This is a genomic window from Pseudomonas sp. D1-1, from assembly GCF_051132225.1.
GTDB lineage: Bacteria > Pseudomonadota > Gammaproteobacteria > Pseudomonadales > Pseudomonadaceae > Aquipseudomonas.
On record NZ_CP071676.1, the window covers coordinates 1,363,401 to 1,380,623 of the forward strand.

The 17,223-nt window shown below is 61.5% G+C and carries 14 protein-coding genes; 13 read left to right on the forward strand and 1 reads right to left on the reverse strand.

The features are described 5' to 3' along the window. Positions 1–191 precede the first annotated feature (191 nt). The 11 genes from edd to J3P86_RS06050 all read left to right on the forward strand — a co-directional run bounded on the left by edd (position 192) and on the right by J3P86_RS06050 (position 13,844). Complete coding sequence (gene edd / locus J3P86_RS06000; protein ID WP_434699653.1) at positions 192–2,018, forward strand: phosphogluconate dehydratase; 1,827 nt, start codon at positions 192–194, stop codon at positions 2,016–2,018. Continuing rightward, the gene (locus J3P86_RS06005) at positions 2,015–2,974 is read left to right on the forward strand and encodes a glucokinase (RefSeq protein WP_434625658.1); all 960 of its coding nucleotides are present in this window, start codon (positions 2,015–2,017) and stop codon (positions 2,972–2,974) included. The genes edd and J3P86_RS06005 overlap by 4 nt, the downstream gene beginning before the upstream one ends. Positions 2,975–3,086: 112 nt before the next feature. Beyond that, entirely contained in the window at positions 3,087–3,818 is a 732-nt protein-coding gene (locus J3P86_RS06010; protein ID WP_042730801.1) for a response regulator, read from the forward strand. Then, positions 3,808–5,277 (forward strand): ATP-binding protein, encoded by a 1,470-nt coding sequence (locus J3P86_RS06015; RefSeq protein ID WP_434625656.1) that lies wholly within the window; start codon positions 3,808–3,810, stop codon positions 5,275–5,277. Before J3P86_RS06010 ends, J3P86_RS06015 begins: the two co-directional genes overlap by 11 nt. 226 nt (positions 5,278–5,503) lie before the next feature. Further along, the gene (locus J3P86_RS06020; protein WP_434625654.1) at positions 5,504–6,763 is read left to right on the forward strand and encodes an AGE family epimerase/isomerase; all 1,260 of its coding nucleotides are present in this window, start codon (positions 5,504–5,506) and stop codon (positions 6,761–6,763) included. Between the two features lie 116 nt (positions 6,764–6,879). Beyond that, complete coding sequence (locus J3P86_RS06025) at positions 6,880–8,181, forward strand: ABC transporter substrate-binding protein (RefSeq protein WP_434569580.1); 1,302 nt, start codon at positions 6,880–6,882, stop codon at positions 8,179–8,181. 144 nt (positions 8,182–8,325) lie between these two features. Further along, positions 8,326–9,234, forward strand: coding sequence for a carbohydrate ABC transporter permease (locus J3P86_RS06030; protein WP_030139360.1), 909 nt, complete (start codon positions 8,326–8,328; stop codon positions 9,232–9,234). Next, entirely contained in the window at positions 9,227–10,072 is an 846-nt protein-coding gene (locus J3P86_RS06035) for a carbohydrate ABC transporter permease (RefSeq protein WP_434625651.1), read from the forward strand. Before J3P86_RS06030 ends, J3P86_RS06035 begins: the two co-directional genes overlap by 8 nt. A gap of 2 nt (positions 10,073–10,074) precedes the next feature. After that, positions 10,075–11,235: an ABC transporter ATP-binding protein gene (locus tag J3P86_RS06040; RefSeq protein WP_434569579.1), complete on the forward strand. Its 1,161-nt coding sequence runs from the start codon at positions 10,075–10,077 to the stop codon at positions 11,233–11,235. Between the two features lie 131 nt (positions 11,236–11,366). Beyond that, positions 11,367–12,713: a carbohydrate porin gene (locus tag J3P86_RS06045; RefSeq protein ID WP_434625649.1), complete on the forward strand. Its 1,347-nt coding sequence runs from the start codon at positions 11,367–11,369 to the stop codon at positions 12,711–12,713. A gap of 276 nt (positions 12,714–12,989) precedes the next feature. Next, positions 12,990–13,844, forward strand: a complete 855-nt coding sequence (locus J3P86_RS06050; RefSeq protein WP_434699654.1) for a D-hexose-6-phosphate mutarotase — start codon at positions 12,990–12,992, stop codon at positions 13,842–13,844. A gap of 140 nt (positions 13,845–13,984) precedes the next feature. Here J3P86_RS06050 and J3P86_RS06055 read toward each other — a convergent pair whose 3' ends face one another. After that, positions 13,985–14,845 (reverse strand): MurR/RpiR family transcriptional regulator, encoded by an 861-nt coding sequence (locus tag J3P86_RS06055; RefSeq protein ID WP_434700606.1) that lies wholly within the window; start codon positions 14,843–14,845, stop codon positions 13,985–13,987. Positions 14,846–15,041: 196 nt separating this feature from the next. Between J3P86_RS06055 and zwf the strand changes: the two genes are divergently transcribed. Together zwf and pgl are read left to right on the forward strand one after the other, a co-directional pair. After that, positions 15,042–16,514 carry a glucose-6-phosphate dehydrogenase gene (gene zwf, locus J3P86_RS06060; protein ID WP_305496323.1) on the forward strand — a complete coding sequence of 491 codons (1,473 nt, stop codon included), beginning with the start codon at positions 15,042–15,044 and terminating at the stop codon, positions 16,512–16,514. Further along, on the forward strand, positions 16,501–17,214 hold the full coding sequence (pgl, locus tag J3P86_RS06065) for a 6-phosphogluconolactonase (RefSeq protein ID WP_434699656.1): 714 nt from the start codon (positions 16,501–16,503) through the stop codon (positions 17,212–17,214). The genes zwf and pgl overlap by 14 nt, the downstream gene beginning before the upstream one ends. Positions 17,215–17,223: the final 9 nt, after the last annotated feature.

Below are 17,223 nucleotides of genomic sequence, written 5' to 3' on the forward strand. Positions count from 1 at the left end.
TTATTCGCATAAAAATAGAAAACAAGCCTTTTTAGTGGCAATATTTTGTTTTATCTACAACGAGTGACCTGAATCAACTGGTCCGATTGGTCAGAAACCGTCTGTCGCCCTGTCTTTGCCGCGGTGTGCAACGGGCTTCTGACCAGCATAGACAATCAGGTCGCCACATCCGTTAGCCTGGAGTTCTACACATGCATCCCCGCGTACTTGAGGTCACCGAACGGCTTATCGCCCGCAGTCGCGCTACACGCGAGGCTTACCTTGCATTGATCCGCGGTGCAGCCAGCGACGGTCCGATGCGCGGCAAGCTGCAATGCGCCAACTTCGCCCATGGCGTCGCCGGTTGCGGCACTGAAGACAAGCATCACCTGCGGATGATGAACGCCGCCAACATCGCCATCGTGTCGTCCTATAACGACATGCTCTCGGCCCACCAGCCGTACGAAACCTTCCCGGAACAAATCAAGAAAGCCCTGCGCGAGATCGGCTCGGTCGGCCAGTTCGCCGGCGGTACGCCAGCCATGTGCGATGGTGTGACCCAGGGCGAGGCGGGGATGGAGCTGAGCCTGCCGAGCCGCGAAGTGATCGCGTTGTCCACGGCGGTGGCGTTGTCCCACAACATGTTCGACGGTGCCTTGATGCTGGGCATCTGCGACAAGATCGTCCCGGGCCTGATGATGGGCGCGCTGCGCTTCGGTCATCTGCCGACGATCTTCGTGCCTGGCGGGCCGATGGTCTCGGGCATTTCCAACAAGGAAAAGGCCGATGTGCGTCAGCGCTATGCCGAAGGCAAGGCGACCCGCGAAGAGCTGCTGGAATCGGAGATGAAGTCCTACCACAGCCCAGGTACCTGCACGTTCTACGGTACCGCCAACACCAACCAGTTGCTGATGGAAGTGATGGGCCTGCACTTGCCGGGCGCCTCGTTCGTCAACCCGAACACGCCGCTGCGCGATGCCCTGACCCGCGAAGCGGCGTTCCAGGTGACGCGCCTGACCATGCAGAGCGGCAACTTCATGCCCATCGGCGAAATCGTCGACGAGCGTTCGCTGGTCAACTCCATCGTTGCGCTGCACGCCACCGGTGGCTCCACCAACCACACCCTGCACATGCCGGCCATCGCCATGGCGGCGGGCATCCAGCTGACCTGGCAGGACATGGCCGACCTCTCCGAAGTGGTGCCGACCCTGAGCCACGTCTACCCGAACGGCAAGGCCGATATCAACCACTTCCAGGCGGCGGGCGGCATGTCGTTCCTGATTCGCGAACTGCTGGAAGCCGGCCTGCTCCACGAAAACGTCAACACCGTGATGGGCCACGGCCTGAGCCGTTACACCCAGGAACCGTTCCTGGAGGACGGCGAACTGGTCTGGCGCGATGGCCCGACCGAAAGTCTCGACGAAAGCATCCTGCGTCCGGTAGCCCGGGCTTTCTCGCCGGAAGGCGGGTTGCGGGTGATGGAAGGCAACCTGGGCCGGGGCGTGATGAAGGTCTCGGCCGTGGCCCTGGAAAACCAGTTCGTCGAAGCCCCGGCCATGGTGTTCCAGGACCAGCAGGACCTGGCCGATGCGTTCAAGGCTGGTCTGCTGGAGAAGGATTTTGTCGCGGTGATGCGCTTCCAGGGCCCGCGCTCCAACGGCATGCCGGAGCTGCACAAGATGACGCCCTTTCTCGGCGTGCTGCAGGATCGCGGGTTCAAGGTAGCGCTGGTCACCGACGGGCGCATGTCCGGCGCATCGGGGAAAATCCCGGCGGCCATCCATGTCAGTCCCGAAGCCTATGTCGGCGGCGCGTTGGCTCGGGTGCGCGAGGGCGATATCATCCGTGTCGATGGCGTCAAAGGCACCTTGGAATTGAAGGTGGACGCCGAGGAATTCGCCGCGCGTGAACCGGCCAAGGGCCTGTTGGGCAACAACATCGGCACCGGTCGCGAGCTGTTCGGTTTCATGCGCATGGCCTTCAGCTCGGCAGAGCAGGGCGCCAGCGCCTTCACTTCTGCCCTGGAGACGCTTAATTGAAACTGGCTTTGGTCGGTGATATCGGTGGGACCAACGCACGTTTCGCGTTGTGGAAGAACCACAACCTGGAAAACATCCAGGTGCTGGCGACGGCGGATTACGCCTGCCCGGAAGATGCCATCAAGGTTTACCTGAGCGGCATGGGCATGACGCCGGGTTCCATCGGCTCGGTGTGCCTGTCGGTGGCCGGTCCGGTGAGTGGCGATGAGTTTCGCTTCACCAACAATCACTGGCGCTTGAGCAACCTGGCGTTCTGCAAGACTTTGCAGGTGGAGAAGCTGCTGCTGGTCAACGATTTCTCCGCCATGGCGCTGGGCATGACCTGCTTGCGTCCCGATGAATACCGGGTCGTCTGCGCGGGCACGCCGGAGCCGATGCGCCCGGCGGTGGTGATCGGCCCGGGCACGGGGCTGGGCGTCGGTACGCTGCTGGACCTGGGCGAGGGCCGTTTCGCGGCGTTGCCGGGGGAGGGCGGGCATGTCGACCTGCCGATGAGCAGTCCGCGCGAGACCCAGCTCTGGCAGCACATCTACAACGAGATCGGCCACGTCAGCGCCGAAACGGCGCTGAGCGGCAGCGGTCTGCCTCGTGTGTACCGGGCGATCTGCGCGGTGGACGGCCATGAGCCGGTGCTTGATACCCCCGAGTCGATCACCGCCGCCGGCCTGGCCGGCGACCCGGTCGCCCTGGAGGTACTCGAACAATTCTGCCGTTGGCTGGGGCGCGTGGCGGGCAACAATGTGCTCACCGTGGGCGGGCGTGGCGGCGTGTACATCGTCGGTGGCGTGGTCCCGCGCTTTGCCGATTTTTTTGTCGAGAGCGGCTTCGCCAGATGCTTCGCCGACAAGGGCTGCATGAGCGATTATTTCAAAGGCATTCCGGTCTGGCTGGTGACGGCGCCGTATTCCGGCCTGATGGGTGCGGGCGTGGCGTTAGAGCAGTCCTCCGCAATTTGAGATGTGCCCTTGTGGGAGCGAGCCTGCTCGCTCCCACAAGGGGCCATGGTGTTTGCAGATCCCGTCCATCAGGCATAATCGCCCCCAATTCAAACAACAAGGACGAGGCCCCGTGAGTTCAGTGAACAAATCGATTTTGCTGGTCGACGACGACCAGGAGATTCGCGAACTGCTGGACACTTACCTCAGTCGCGCGGGTTTCCAGGTGCGTACCACCCCCGATGGCGCCGGGTTTCGCCAGGCCCTCAACGAGGCGCCGAGCGACCTGGTGATCCTCGACGTGATGTTGCCCGACGAGGACGGCTTCAGCCTTTGCCGCTGGGTTCGCCAGCATCCGCGCCAGGCCCATGTGCCGATCATCATGCTCACCGCCAGTTCCGACGAGGCCGATCGGGTCATCGGCCTGGAGCTGGGGGCGGATGATTACCTGGGCAAGCCGTTCAGTCCTCGCGAATTGCAGGCGCGCATCAAGGCCTTGCTGCGACGGGCGCAGTTCGGCCAGGAGCGATCCGGCGGCGAAGTGCTGGCCTTCGATGAGTGGCGGCTGGACATGGTCAGCCACCGCCTGTTCCATGCCGATGGCGAAGAGGTGATCCTGTCGGGTGCCGATTTTGCCTTGCTCAAGCTGTTCCTCGATCATCCACAGGAAATCCTCGACCGCGACACCATCGGCAACGCCACCCGGGGGCGTGAATTGATGCCGCTGGACCGGATCGTCGACATGGCGGTGAGTCGCTTGCGCCAGCGCCTGCGCGATACCGACAAGCCGCCGCGATTGATCCGCACGGTGCGCGGCAGCGGTTATCAACTGGCGGCCAGTGTGGTTGCCAGCAATGGTCATTGAGGGAATCCGCAAGATTGCCCGACGGGTGCCCGTGCCGCGCTCGTTGCTCGGACGGATGCTGCTGCTGACGCTGCTGGTGGTGCTGTTCGCCCAGACGCTGTCCAGCCTGATCTGGGTTTCGCAACTGCGCGCCACGCAGCTCGAAGGCCTGGTCACCAGCGCCCGCAGTTTGGCTCACTCGATGACCGCCACCGTGACCTACCTGCGTTCGCTGCCGGTGGCCTACCGGCCGTTGGTGCTGGACCAGTTGCGCAGCATGGGCGGCACGCGGTTTGTCGTTACGCTCAATGACAAGCCGCTGGGCATGGATGTGCTGCCGGTCACGCCGCGCAAACTGGCGGTGCTCAAGGCCGTGGACGATGTGCTGCGCCGCTCCCTGGGCAATAACGCCGACATCTCCGTCAAGTTTGTCAGCCCGGAGGATCTGCGGATCTTCAACGGCGGGCTCAAGCTTGATGAGCTGCCCCGTTCGTGGGCCCACTACGCCCTGACGCTCGAGCCAGTGAACCCGCCGGTACTGGTCACGCAGATCCAGATGGCGCCGGGCGAATGGCTGTACATCGCCTCGCTGCTGCCCGAACCCTATACCAGTCTTGAAGAGCAGGACCTGCCCAAGCAGCAGGTGGGCTTCATCGTGCTCACCAGTAGCCTGTTGCTGTTGTTCATCGGCTTGCTGGTGCATTGGCAGAGTCGTCCGCTCAAGCGTTTGGCCCGCGCGGCGCGGGACATGTCCCTGGGCGCAGAAGTGCAGCCCGTGGCCGAGGGCGGCGGCAGCGAAGTGGTGGAGGTGGGGCGTGCGTTCAATGCCATGCGTGAGCGTATCAGCCGCTACCTGACCGAGCGCAGCCAGTTGTTCAGCGCGATTTCCCACGACCTGCGCACGCCGATCACCCGCCTGCGGCTGCGGGTCGAGTTGCTGGAGGATGAAAATCTGCAGGCCAAGTTCGGCCGCGACCTCGACGAGCTGGAGCTGCTGGTCAAAGGCGCGCTGCAATGCGTCAAGGACACCGATATCCACGAGAACATCGAGCCGGTGGACCTCAATCATGTGCTCGATTGCCTGGTGGAGCCTTACCTGGCGCCCCACGGCAACGGCCGGGTGACCCAGGATGGCCGGGCGTTGGCACCGTACCCGGGCAAACCGCTGGCCCTCAAGCGCTGCATCGGCAACCTGATCGACAACGCCTTGAAATACGGGCAGAGGGCCCACTTGCACATCGACGATGATGAAAACGCTTTCATCCTGCACGTTGACGATGAAGGCCCGGGCGTACCGGAACAACGCCTCGAACAGGTCTTCGAACCGCACTTTCGCCTGGCCGGGCAGCAGCAGGGATATGGCCTGGGGCTGGGCATCGCGCGCAACATTGCCCACAGCCATGGCGGCGAGGTGAGCCTGCAGAACCTGCGCGAGGGCGGGTTGCGGGTGACGCTGCAGTTGCCTCGCAGTGTGGATTGATTAGACCGCGTTATCGTTCATCGCGAGCAGGCTCGCTCCCACACTGGATCTTCGGCGTTCACAAATCCCCTGTGGGAGCGAGCTTGCTCGCGATGGCGTCAGTCGTCTCGATACTTCTCTCAGCTGAATGTCACAAGCCGGTGACATAACTCGCCCCTTTCGTTACCTGCCACCCATCCCGCCTTGTTTAGACTCCCTGCGTCAAAACAACAAAAAAGGTACCTCGATGGACACCTTCCAACCGGCGTTCAGCAGTTGGCTGAATGCGCCTGCCCATCGGCAATGGCTCGCTGCCGAAGGTTTGCGGCTGCTGGCGTTCGCCAAGGCTTCGAAGCTGCCGGACGGTTTCGGCAACCTGGACGAGCTGGGTCGCCTGCCGGCCGGTGCGCGGGCCGAGACCATGAACACCGCACGCATGACCCACAGCTTCGCCATGGCCCACATCCAGGGCCTGCCGGGGTTCGCCGAGCTGGTGGATCATGGCGTCCAGGCCCTCGGCGGCCCGCTGCGCGATGCCGAACATGGCGGCTGGTTCGCCATGGCCGATCCCGATGCCAGCGACACCGGCAAGGCCGCTTACCTGCATGCTTTCGTGGCCTTGGCCGCCAGCTCCGCGGTAGTTGCCCAACGCCCCGGCGCCGAGGCATTGCTCAAGGAAGCGGTGCGGGTTATCGACGAGCATTTCTGGTGTGAAGAAGAGGGCGCCCTGCGCGAGTCCTTCAACCGCGACTGGAGCGAGGAGGAAGCCTATCGCGGCGCCAACAGCAACATGCACGCCACCGAAGCCTTCCTGGCCCTGGCCGACGCCACGGACGACCCGCGCTGGTTGGCCCGCGCGCTGCGTATCGTCGAGCGGGTCATCCATGGTCATGCGGCCGCCAACGACTACATGGTGGTGGAGCATTTCGACCGCGACTGGCAACCGCTGCGCGAGTACAACCAGGACAATCCCGCCGATGGCTTCCGTCCCTACGGCACCACGCCCGGTCATGGTTTCGAATGGGCGCGGCTGCTGCTGCATCTGGAAGCCGCGCGCGTGCAGATCGGCATGCTGACACCGGGCTGGCTGGCCCAGGATGCGCAGAAACTTTTCGATCAGAATTGCCGCCATGGCTGGGACATCGATGGCGCGCCGGGAATCGTCTACACGCTGGACTGGGGTAATCGCGCCGTGGTTCGCCATCGCCTGCACTGGGTGCACGCCGAAGCGGCAGCGGCGGCCAGTGCCTTGCTCAAACGTACCGACGAGGCCCAATACGAAGTCTGGTACCGGCGTTTCTGGGAATTTTGTGACAAACATTTCATCGACCGCTGCAACGGCAGCTGGCATCACGAGCTGGATCCGCAGAACCGCCCCAGCGCCGACATCTGGCCGGGCAAACCGGATCTTTATCACGCCTGGCAAGCGGTGCTGATACCACGCTTGCCATTGGCGCCGAGCATGGCGTCGGCCTTGGCGCGATTATCCGATCCTGCACCTGTGTAACCATGTCGTGACATACACGCGTCCCTTCGTTACCTGCGAAGGGATTGCCCCTGATTAGAATCCATGCAGCGCAAGCACCAGACTTGCATGCATAACAACAAGAAAGGTACTTCTAGATGAATGCGATTTCTCGCCTCGCTACTGTCATTTCTCTTGCTTCCTTGCTTCCCGTCGCAGCATTCCCCGTCAGCGCCCTGGCCGCCGAATCGAAAGGTTCCGTGGAAGTCGTCCACTGGTGGACGTCGGGTGGTGAAAAAGCCGCGGTCGATGTGCTCAAGGCCCAGGTAGAAAAAGACGGCTTTACCTGGAAGGACGGCGCTGTCGCCGGCGGCGGCGGTTCCACCGCCATGACCGTGCTCAAGAGCCGCGCCGTGGCCGGTAACCCACCGGGCGTAGCCCAGATCAAAGGTCCGGACATCCAGGAATGGGCGTCCACCGGCCTGCTCGATACCGACATCCTGGAAGACGTTGCCAAAGCGGAGAAATGGGACAGCCTGCTCGACAAGAAAGTCTCCGACACCGTGAAGTACGAAGGTGACTACGTCGCCGTGCCGGTGAACATTCACCGCGTCAACTGGCTGTGGATCAACCCGGAAGTCTTCAAGAAAGCCGGCATCACCAAGAACCCGACCACCCTCGAAGAATTCTACGCCGCCGGTGACAAGCTCAAGGCCGCGGGCTTCATTCCCCTGGCCCACGGCGGCCAGCCATGGCAGGACAGCACCGTGTTCGAAGCGGTGGTGCTCTCGGTCATGGGCGCTGATGGCTACAAGAAAGCCCTGGTCGACCTGGATAACAAGGCGCTAACCGGTCCGGAAATGGTCAAGGCATTGACCGAGCTGAAGAAAGTCGCGACCTACATGGACGCCGACGGCAAGGGCCAGGACTGGAACCTGGAAGCGGCCAAGGTCATCAACGGCAAGGCCGGCATGCAGATCATGGGTGACTGGGCCAAGAGCGAGTGGACCGCGGCCAAGAAGGTCGCCGGCAAGGACTACGAGTGCGTAGCCTTCCCAGGCACCGACAAGGCCTTCACCTACAACATCGATTCTTTGGCGGTGTTCAAGCAGAAAGACAAGGGCACGGCGGCGGGTCAGCAGGATATCGCCAAGGTCGTGCTGGGCGAGAACTTCCAGAAAGTCTTCAGCATCAACAAAGGCTCGATCCCGGTGCGTAACGACATGCTGGGCGACATGGCCAAGTACGGTTTCGACTCGTGCGCCCAGACCGCCGCCAAGGACTTCCTGGCAGACGCCAAGAGCGGCGGCCTGCAACCAAGCATGGCGCACAACATGGCGACCACGCTGGCGGTACAGGGCGCGTTCTTCGATGTCGTGACCAACTACATCAACGACCCGAAAGCCGACCCGGCCGATGCTGCCAAGAAGCTTGGCGCAGCGGTTCAGTCTGCGAAGTAATTAGCGCCGCGGTCCCTTGTGGGAGCGAGCTTGCTCGCGATAGCGGAGTGTCAGGCAGCAAATAAGTGAACTGACACACTGCCATCGCGAGCAAGCTCGCTCCCACAAAGGGAGGCCCTTGTAACCTAGTTTTTGGATTTCCCCATGAGTTCTGTTGCTGTGTTCAGCAAGGCCTCGCCGTTCGATGCATTGCAGCGCTGGCTACCAAAACTGGTGCTGGCGCCGAGCATGTTCATCGTCCTGGTGGGCTTCTATGGCTATATCTTGTGGACGTTCGTCCTGTCGTTCACCACATCGACCTTCCTGCCTACCTATAAGTGGGCCGGCCTGGCGCAATACGCACGGCTTTGGGACAACGACCGCTGGTGGGTGGCGAGCAAGAACCTGGCAGTCTTTGGTGGCATGTTCATTGGTATCACCCTGGTGATCGGCGTGCTGCTGGCGGTGTTCCTCGACCAGCGTATTCGCCGCGAAGGTTTCATCCGCACCATTTACCTGTACCCGATGGCGCTCTCGATGATCGTCACCGGTACCGCCTGGAAATGGCTGCTCAACCCGGGCATGGGCCTGGATAAATTGTTGCGTGACTGGGGCTGGGAAGGCTTCCGCCTGGACTGGCTGATCGACCCCGATCGCGTAGTGTACTGCCTGGTGATCGCTGCGGTCTGGCAGGCCTCGGGTTTCATCATGGCGATGTTCCTGGCCGGCCTGCGGGGCGTTGATCAATCGATCATCCGTGCCGCGCAGATCGATGGCGCGAGCATGCCGCGCATCTACTGGAAAGTGGTGCTGCCAAGCCTGCGTCCAGTGTTCTTCAGTGCCGTGATGATCCTGGCGCATATCGCGATCAAGAGTTTCGACCTGGTGGCGGCGATGACAGCTGGTGGTCCGGGGTATTCCTCCGACCTGCCTGCCATGTTCATGTACTCCTTTACGTTCAGTCGCGGCCAGATGGGCATGGGCTCGGCCAGTGCAATCCTGATGCTCGGTGCGATCCTCGCGATCATCGTGCCTTACCTGTATTCCGAGCTGAGGGCCAAGCGTCATGACTAGTCTCGCTGCGAAACCTGCCATCAGCCTGAGCCGTATCGCGATCTATGCGGTGCTGATCCTTGCCGTGTTGCTTTACCTGGTGCCGTTGGTGGTCATGCTGTTGACCAGCTTCAAGACGCCGGAAGACATCAGTACCGGTAACCTGTTGAGCTGGCCGACCGTGGTCAGCGGCATCGGCTGGGTCAAGGCCTGGGCCACGGTCAACGGGTACTTCTGGAACTCGATCAAGATCACCGTGCCGGCCGTGCTGATCTCCACCGCCATCGGCGCGTTGAACGGCTATGTGCTGTCGATGTGGCGCTTCCGTGGCTCGCAGTTGTTCTTCGGCCTGTTGCTGTTCGGCTGCTTCCTGCCGTTCCAGACCGTGCTGCTGCCGGCCTCGTTCACCCTCGGCAAGATGGGCCTGGCCAGCACCACCACCGGCCTGGTGTTTGTCCATGTCGTCTACGGCCTGGCGTTCACCACGCTGTTCTTCCGCAATTACTACGTGAGCATCCCCGACGCGCTGGTGAAGGCCGCGCGCCTCGACGGTGCCGGGTTCTTCACGATCTTCCGGCGGATCATCCTGCCGATGTCGACGCCGATCATCATGGTCTGCCTGATCTGGCAGTTCACCCAGATCTGGAACGACTTCCTCTTTGGCGTGGTGTTCTCCAGCGGCGACTCCCAGCCCATCACGGTGGCGCTGAACAACCTGGTCAACACCAGCACCGGGGCCAAGGAATATAACGTGGACATGGCGGCGGCGATGATCGCCGGGCTGCCGACCCTGCTGGTCTATGTGATCGCAGGCAAGTATTTCGTGCGCGGCCTCACGGCTGGCGCGGTCAAGGGGTAATCATGGCTACGCTTGAACTTCGCAATGTAAACAAGACCTACGGCGCGGGCCTGCCCGACACCTTGAAGGACATCCAGCTGTCGATCAAGGAAGGTGAATTCCTGATCCTGGTCGGTCCTTCGGGCTGCGGCAAATCGACCCTGATGAACTGCATCGCCGGCCTCGAGACCATCACCGGTGGCGCGATCATGATCGGCGACCAGGACGTCAGCGGCATGAGTCCCAAGGATCGCGACATCGCCATGGTGTTCCAGTCCTATGCGCTGTACCCGACCATGAGCGTGCGCGAGAACATCGAGTTCGGCCTGAAGATCCGCAAAATGAAACAGGCGGACATCAACGAAGAAGTGGCGCGGGTGGCCAAGCTATTGCAGATCGAGCACTTGCTCAACCGCAAGCCCGGCCAGCTCTCCGGCGGGCAGCAACAGCGCGTCGCGATGGGCCGGGCCCTGGCGCGGCGGCCGAAGATCTACCTGTTCGACGAGCCGCTGTCCAACCTCGACGCCAAGCTGCGCGTCGAGATGCGCACCGAAATGAAACTGATGCACCAGCGCCTGAAGACCACCACGGTCTACGTGACCCACGACCAGATCGAGGCCATGACCCTGGGCGATAAAGTCGCCGTGATGAAGGATGGGATCATCCAGCAGTTCGGTACGCCGAAGGACATCTACAACAACCCGGCCAACCTGTTCGTGGCGAGCTTCATCGGTTCGCCGCCGATGAACTTCATCCCGCTGCGCCTGCAACGCAAGGACGGTCGCCTGTTGGCCCTGCTCGACAGCGGCCAGGCCCGTTGCGAGTTGCCGCTGGGCATGCAGGACGCCGGCCTGGAGGATCGCGAAGTGATCCTTGGTCTGCGTCCGGAACAGATCGTGCTGGCGGGCAACGAGCCGAACGGCCTGCCGACCATCCGCGCCGAAGTCCAGGTCACCGAGCCTACCGGTCCGGACACCCTGGTGTTCGTCAATCTCAACGACACCAAGGTCTGCTGCCGACTGGCACCGGACGTGGCGCCGTCGCCGGGAGAGACCCTGACGCTGCAATTCGATCCATCGAAAGTGCTGCTGTTCGATGCCAAGTCCGGCGAGCGCCTGGGCGTGGCCGCGCAACCCTCGATGGAAGCCCGAGCCGACAACGTGGCGCAGTTCAAAGGCCGCTGATGAACAAAGGTGGGGGCAGCAAGCCTGCTTCCACACAAAAGGAGTATGCGATGAGTGGGGACATTCATCGCAATCGTTGTAAACCGCGTTAGATAAAAACAGTTAATAACAATAAAGACGAGGATGTAGGGATGAAGAAGAAGAACAATGCCCAGCTTATCTGCCAGTTGTCAGCCGTTGCGGCGATGATGCTGGCCGGTAGCGCACACGCAGCCGACGCGTTCAGCGCCGACTCGAAGTGGATGACGGGCGACTGGGGCGGTGAACGGACCAAGCTGATCGAGCAAGGTATCGATATCAAGGCGGATTTCGTCGGTGAGATGGGTGCCAACCTCGACGGCGGCTACAACGATGACAAGACCGCGCGCTGGTCCCAGCAGTTTGGCCTTGGCGTAGCTCTTGACCTGGAGAAACTGGCAGGCTGGAACGATACCGAAGCCAAGATTCAATTCACTCGCCGGGACGGTCGCAACATCTCCAACGACCGTATCGGTGATCCACGTGCCGGCACCCTCAGTTCCTCCCAGGAAGTCTGGGGCCGTGGCCAGACTACCCGTCTGACCCAGTTGTGGATCAAGCAGAAGTACTTCGACAGCAAGCTGGATGTCAAAGCCGGTTACTTCGGTGAAGGCGAAGACTTCAACACCTTCCCGTGCGAGTTCCAGAACCTGGCGTTCTGCGGTTCGCAAGCGGGTAACTGGGCGACCGGCATCTGGTACAACTGGCCGATCATGCAGGCGGCGATCCGGGTTAAATACAACCTCACGCCTGAGCTCTATGCGCAAATCGGTGCCTACAACCAGAACCCTTCGCAACTGGAAAACAACAACCGCTACAAGCTCAGCGGCAGTGGCACCAAGGGCACTCTGATTCCGATCGAGTTGGTCTGGTCGCCGAAGCTCAACAACCTGCCGGGCGAATACCGCGTCGGTTACTACAAGAGCACGGCCAAGGCTGACGATGTTCGTGAAGACATCAACGGCGATGACGCCGCGACTACTGGCAACGCCTATCGTAGCCACAGCAGCAAACATGGCTACTGGCTCGTCGTGCAGCAGCAGCTCACCACTCACAATGGCGATGCTACCCGCGGCCTGAACATCGCGGCCAACGCTACCGTCCACGACAAGGACACCAACGTCGTCGACAACTACCAGTCGCTGATGTTCGTGTACAAGGGGCCGTTCGATGCGCGTCCGAAGGACGACGTTGGTATCGGTTTCGCCCGTATCCATGTCAACGAGGACGTCAAGAAAAACGCCGAGTTGACCAACGCCGCCAATGGCGTCAGCGACTACGACGATCCACTGTTCGCGCCTTTGCGTAGCACCGAGTACAACTACGAAATCAACTACGGCTTCCATGTCACCAACTGGCTGACCGTGCGTCCAAACCTGCAATACGTCACTCACCCGGGTGGTGTCGATGAAGTCGACAACGCGCTGGTGGCCGGCCTGAAAATTCAGTCGGTGTTCTAACGCTGTTGCGATAAGCTCCTCTCTATGTGCGCATATTTGCGGACGGCCAAGGCTGTCCGCTTTTTTTTGCGAGGTGGCTGGCATTGAACTTGTGGCGAGGGGATTTAGCGAAACGTCACACCGCCCCGCTGGGCCGCGCAGCGGCCCTAAAACAGGCGCCTCAGTGTTTCAGTCATTGATTTGGGACTGCTTCGCAGTCCAGCGGGGATAAATCCCCTCGCCACAATCAGTGTCGCAGACAGATCGGTAACTCAATGATTTCCAGGACCGCGACCCATGCATGAGCATCCACTACAACGCTTTTTCAGATCCTTGCGCGAGCGTCCGGTGTTTGCGTGGGAGCGCTATCAGCAGCGCGATGTGTTGGTGATCGACCACCCGTTGTGCCAGGCGGTGTTCAGTCGCCAGGGCGCGCAGTTGCTGCACTTCCAGCCGCGCGGGCAGAAGCCGTGGTTGTGGTGCGCAGCCAGGTGGCCGCAAGTCGGGGCGATTCGCGGCGGGGTGCCGGTGTGTTGGCCATGGTATGGCCGTCATCCAAGTGAAAACGCCTGGCCCTCCCATGGTTGGGCGCGATTGATCGACTGGAAATTGCTCGAGAGCAGCAGCGACGAAGAGGGCGTCCACCTGCATTGGCAGTTGCAATTGTGTGACTGGCAGGTGGACCTGCATGCCGACCTGGGTGAGCGCATGGAACTGCGCTTGAGCACCGAACATCAGGACAGCCTGCCCTGCCAGTTGAGCCAGGCCTTGCACGCCTATTGGCGTATTGGTGACGTTGGCGAGGTAGCGCTGTCTGGCCTCGACGGCGCCCAGGGTTACGACCAGTTGAACCGGGCGGTTTGCCAGCAGGAGGGCGAGTTGCGAGTGGAGGGTGGCTGCCAGCGAGTGTTCCAGCATGAGGGCGAATTGCAGCTCAAGGATCACGCCTGGCAACGCGAGCTGCGCATCGACACCGGCGACAGCGCCGATACGGTGGTGTGGCATCCCGGCGCACGGCCACTGTTGGGTGTGAGCTGGGATGAAGTGAATGAATTCGTCTGCGTCGAAGCGGCCAGCGGCGGTACCGGGAGCCTGTGCCTGGCGCCGGGTGAGCGGGCGCATTTGAGTTTGCAGGCGCGGGTGGGGGTTTAGCGGTGGATCTCGGGTGTGGTGGCTGGCCCCATCGCGAGCAAGCTCGCTCCCACACTAGACCTTTGGTGTTCACAAAAAACCTGTGGGAGCGAGCTTGCTCGCGATGGCTGACTATCAGACACCGAAGGCTCTGGACCGAATCAGTTGAACTCATCCCCAACCGGATACCGGCTGGCATTCAGGCTTTCCTTGATCTTGCGCAAATGCGGTTGGAAATCCACGCCCCGGCGCAGGGTCATGCCGGTGGCGAGCACATCGAGCACGGTGAGCTGGATGATCCGCGATGTCATCGGCATGTAGATGTCGGTGTCTTCCGGCAAAGGGATGTTCAGGCTCAAGGTGCTCGCCTTGGCCAGCGGCGAGCCTTCGGTGGTCAGGCCGAGCACCGATGCGCCGTTTTCCCGGGCGATGCGCGCCACTTCCACCAGTTCGCGGGTACGCCCGGTGTAGGAGATGATCACGAACAGCTCGCCGGTATGGGCCACCGACGCGATCATGCGCTGCATCAGCACATCGGCATGGGCGGTCACCGCCAGATTGAAGCGGAAAAACTTGTGCTGGGCATCCAGCGCCACGGGGGCCGAGGCGCCTAGGCCGAAGAAGTGGATCTGGCGGGCCTGGATCAGCAGATCCACGGCGCGACTGATCAAATTTGGATCAAGGGCCTGGCAGGCGCTGTCCAATGAAGCGATGGCACTGCCAAAGATTTTGCGGGTATAGGCTTCCGGATTGTCATCGGCCTCGACCGCACGGCTGACATAGGCCGCGCCGCTGGCCAGGCTTTGGGCCAGTTGCAGCTTGAGTTCCGGATAGCCGCTGACGCCGAACGAGCGGCAGAAGCGGTTGACGGTCGGTTCGCTGACCGAAGCGGCCTGGGCGAGGGCGGCGATGCTGAAGCGGGTCGCCTGCTGCGGGTTGAGCAGGATCACCTCGGCCACCTTGCGCTCGGCCTTGTTCAGGTCTTCCAGGCGACTCTGGATCTGCTCCAGTAGATTTCGCACGCGGTCCATACAAGATTCCTAGAGAAACGGGTCTTTGATACGACCCTTGGCGGTGGCCTATCCTACTGATGGCTCCGACGGACCACCACTCGGAATCGGTATTTTCGAAAAATGTTGTAGTTATTACTACATTTTTCCTTGAGTGATACCTTGAAAAAAGGTATTTGTAGTTTAACTTGATAAAAGAACAAACATCATGCATTCGATTACGGTTGAACCGTGCACCTTTGCCTTGTTCGGCGCGTTGGGCGACCTGGCGTTGCGCAAGCTGTTTCCTGCCCTTTATCAGCTCGATGGTGCCGGCCTGTTGCATGAGGACACGCGAATTTTCGCGCTGGCCCGCGAACCTGGTAGCGAACAGCAGCACCTGACGTTCATCGCGACCGAGCTGCGTCGCTATGTGGGCGAAAAAGACCTCGACGAAACCGTGATCGAGCGCTTCCTGGCGCGGCTGACGTATCTGCATGTGGATTTTCTCAAGGCTGACGATTACGTCGCGCTTGCCGAGCAGGTCGGCCAGGCCCAGCAGCAAGTCATCGCCTATTTCGCCACGCCGGCGGCGGTCTACGGCGCGATCTGCGAGAACCTGGCGAAAGTCGGCTTGAGCGAGAACACCCGCGTCGTATTGGAAAAACCCATCGGCTCGGACCTGGAATCGTCGCGCAAGGTCAATGACGCCGTGGCGCAGTTCTTCCCGGAGAACCGCACCTACCGCATCGACCATTACCTGGGCAAGGAAACAGTCCAGAACCTGATCGCGTTGCGTTTCGCCAACAGCCTGTTCGAAACCCAGTGGAACCAGAATTACATCTCCCACGTGGAAATCACCGTGGCCGAGAAGGTCGGCATCGAAGGCCGCTGGGGCTATTTCGACAAGGCCGGCCAACTGCGCGACATGATCCAGAACCACTTGCTCCAGTTGCTGTGCCTGATCGCCATGGACCCGCCGGCCGACCTGTCGGCCGACAGCATCCGTGACGAGAAGGTCAAGGTGCTCAAGGCCCTCGCACCGATCAGCCCGGAAGGCTTGACCACACAAGTGGTGCGCGGCCAGTACATCGCCGGCCACAGTGAAGGCAAGGCCGTTCCCGGCTACCTGGAAGAACCCAATTCCAATACCCAGAGCGACACCGAGACGTTCGTCGCCCTGCGTGCCGACATTCGCAACTGGCGCTGGGCCGGTGTTCCGTTCTACCTGCGTACCGGCAAGCGCATGCCGCAGAAGCTGTCGCAGATCGTGATTCACTTCAAGGAACCGTCCCACTACATCTTCGCCCCCGAGCAGCGTTTGCAGATCAGCAACAAACTGATCATCCGGCTGCAACCGGACGAAGGCATTTCCTTGCGGGTGATGACCAAGGAGCAAGGCCTGGACAAGGGCATGCAATTGCGCAGCGGTCCGCTGCAACTGAACTTCTCCGACACCTATCGCAGCGCGCGGATTCCCGATGCCTACGAGCGGTTGTTGCTGGAAGTCATGAATGGCAATCAGAACCTGTTTGTCCGTAAAGATGAAATCGAAGCCGCGTGGACGTGGTGCGACCAGCTGATTGCCGGCTGGAAGAAGTCCGGCGATGCGCCCAAGCCGTATGCCGCCGGGTCATGGGGGCCGATGAGCTCCATCGCACTGATCACGCGGGACGGGAGGTCATGGTATGGCGATATCTGAATTGAAACTGCCCGAGGGCGTCACGGCCCTTGAGTTCAAGAGCCCGGTGCTGCTGGCGGAAAACCTCGCGCTGAACGTGGCGCAGCAGTTGCGCGCGGCGATCGATGCTCGCGGTGCGGCGACTCTGGTGGTGTCTGGCGGTCGCAGCCCGGTGGCATTTTTCCAGAACCTGTCCAAGCAGACGCTGGACTGGTCGAAGGTGGTGGTGAGCCTGGCCGATGAGCGCTGGGTGCCGGTTGAACATGCCGACAGCAATGCCGGTCTGCTCAAGCGTTACCTGCTTCAGGGCGCGGCGGCCAAGGCGCAGTTCCTGAGCCTGTACAGCGCCAGCGCCAACCTGGAGGCCGCGGCTGAACAGGCGGATCGTCTGTTGGCCGAGCTGCCGCCGATTGATGTGCTGGTACTGGGCATGGGGGACGATGGGCATACCGCCTCGCTGTTTCCCGACAGCCCGAACCTGGCCGAGGCCCTGGATGAAAAGGGCGCTCGCCGTTGCTGGCCGATGCTCGCGCCAACCGTCCCGCACCAGCGCCTGACCATGAGCCGCGCATTGCTGGCCTCGGCGAGGCACAAGGTGCTGTCGATTTCCGGTCAATCGAAGTTGACCACCCTGAACGCCGCGGCGGCCGATGACAACGTCGCCGAAATGCCGATCCGCGCGTTTTTGCAACCTACGTTAGAGATTTACTGGTGCCCATGAACCAAGGAT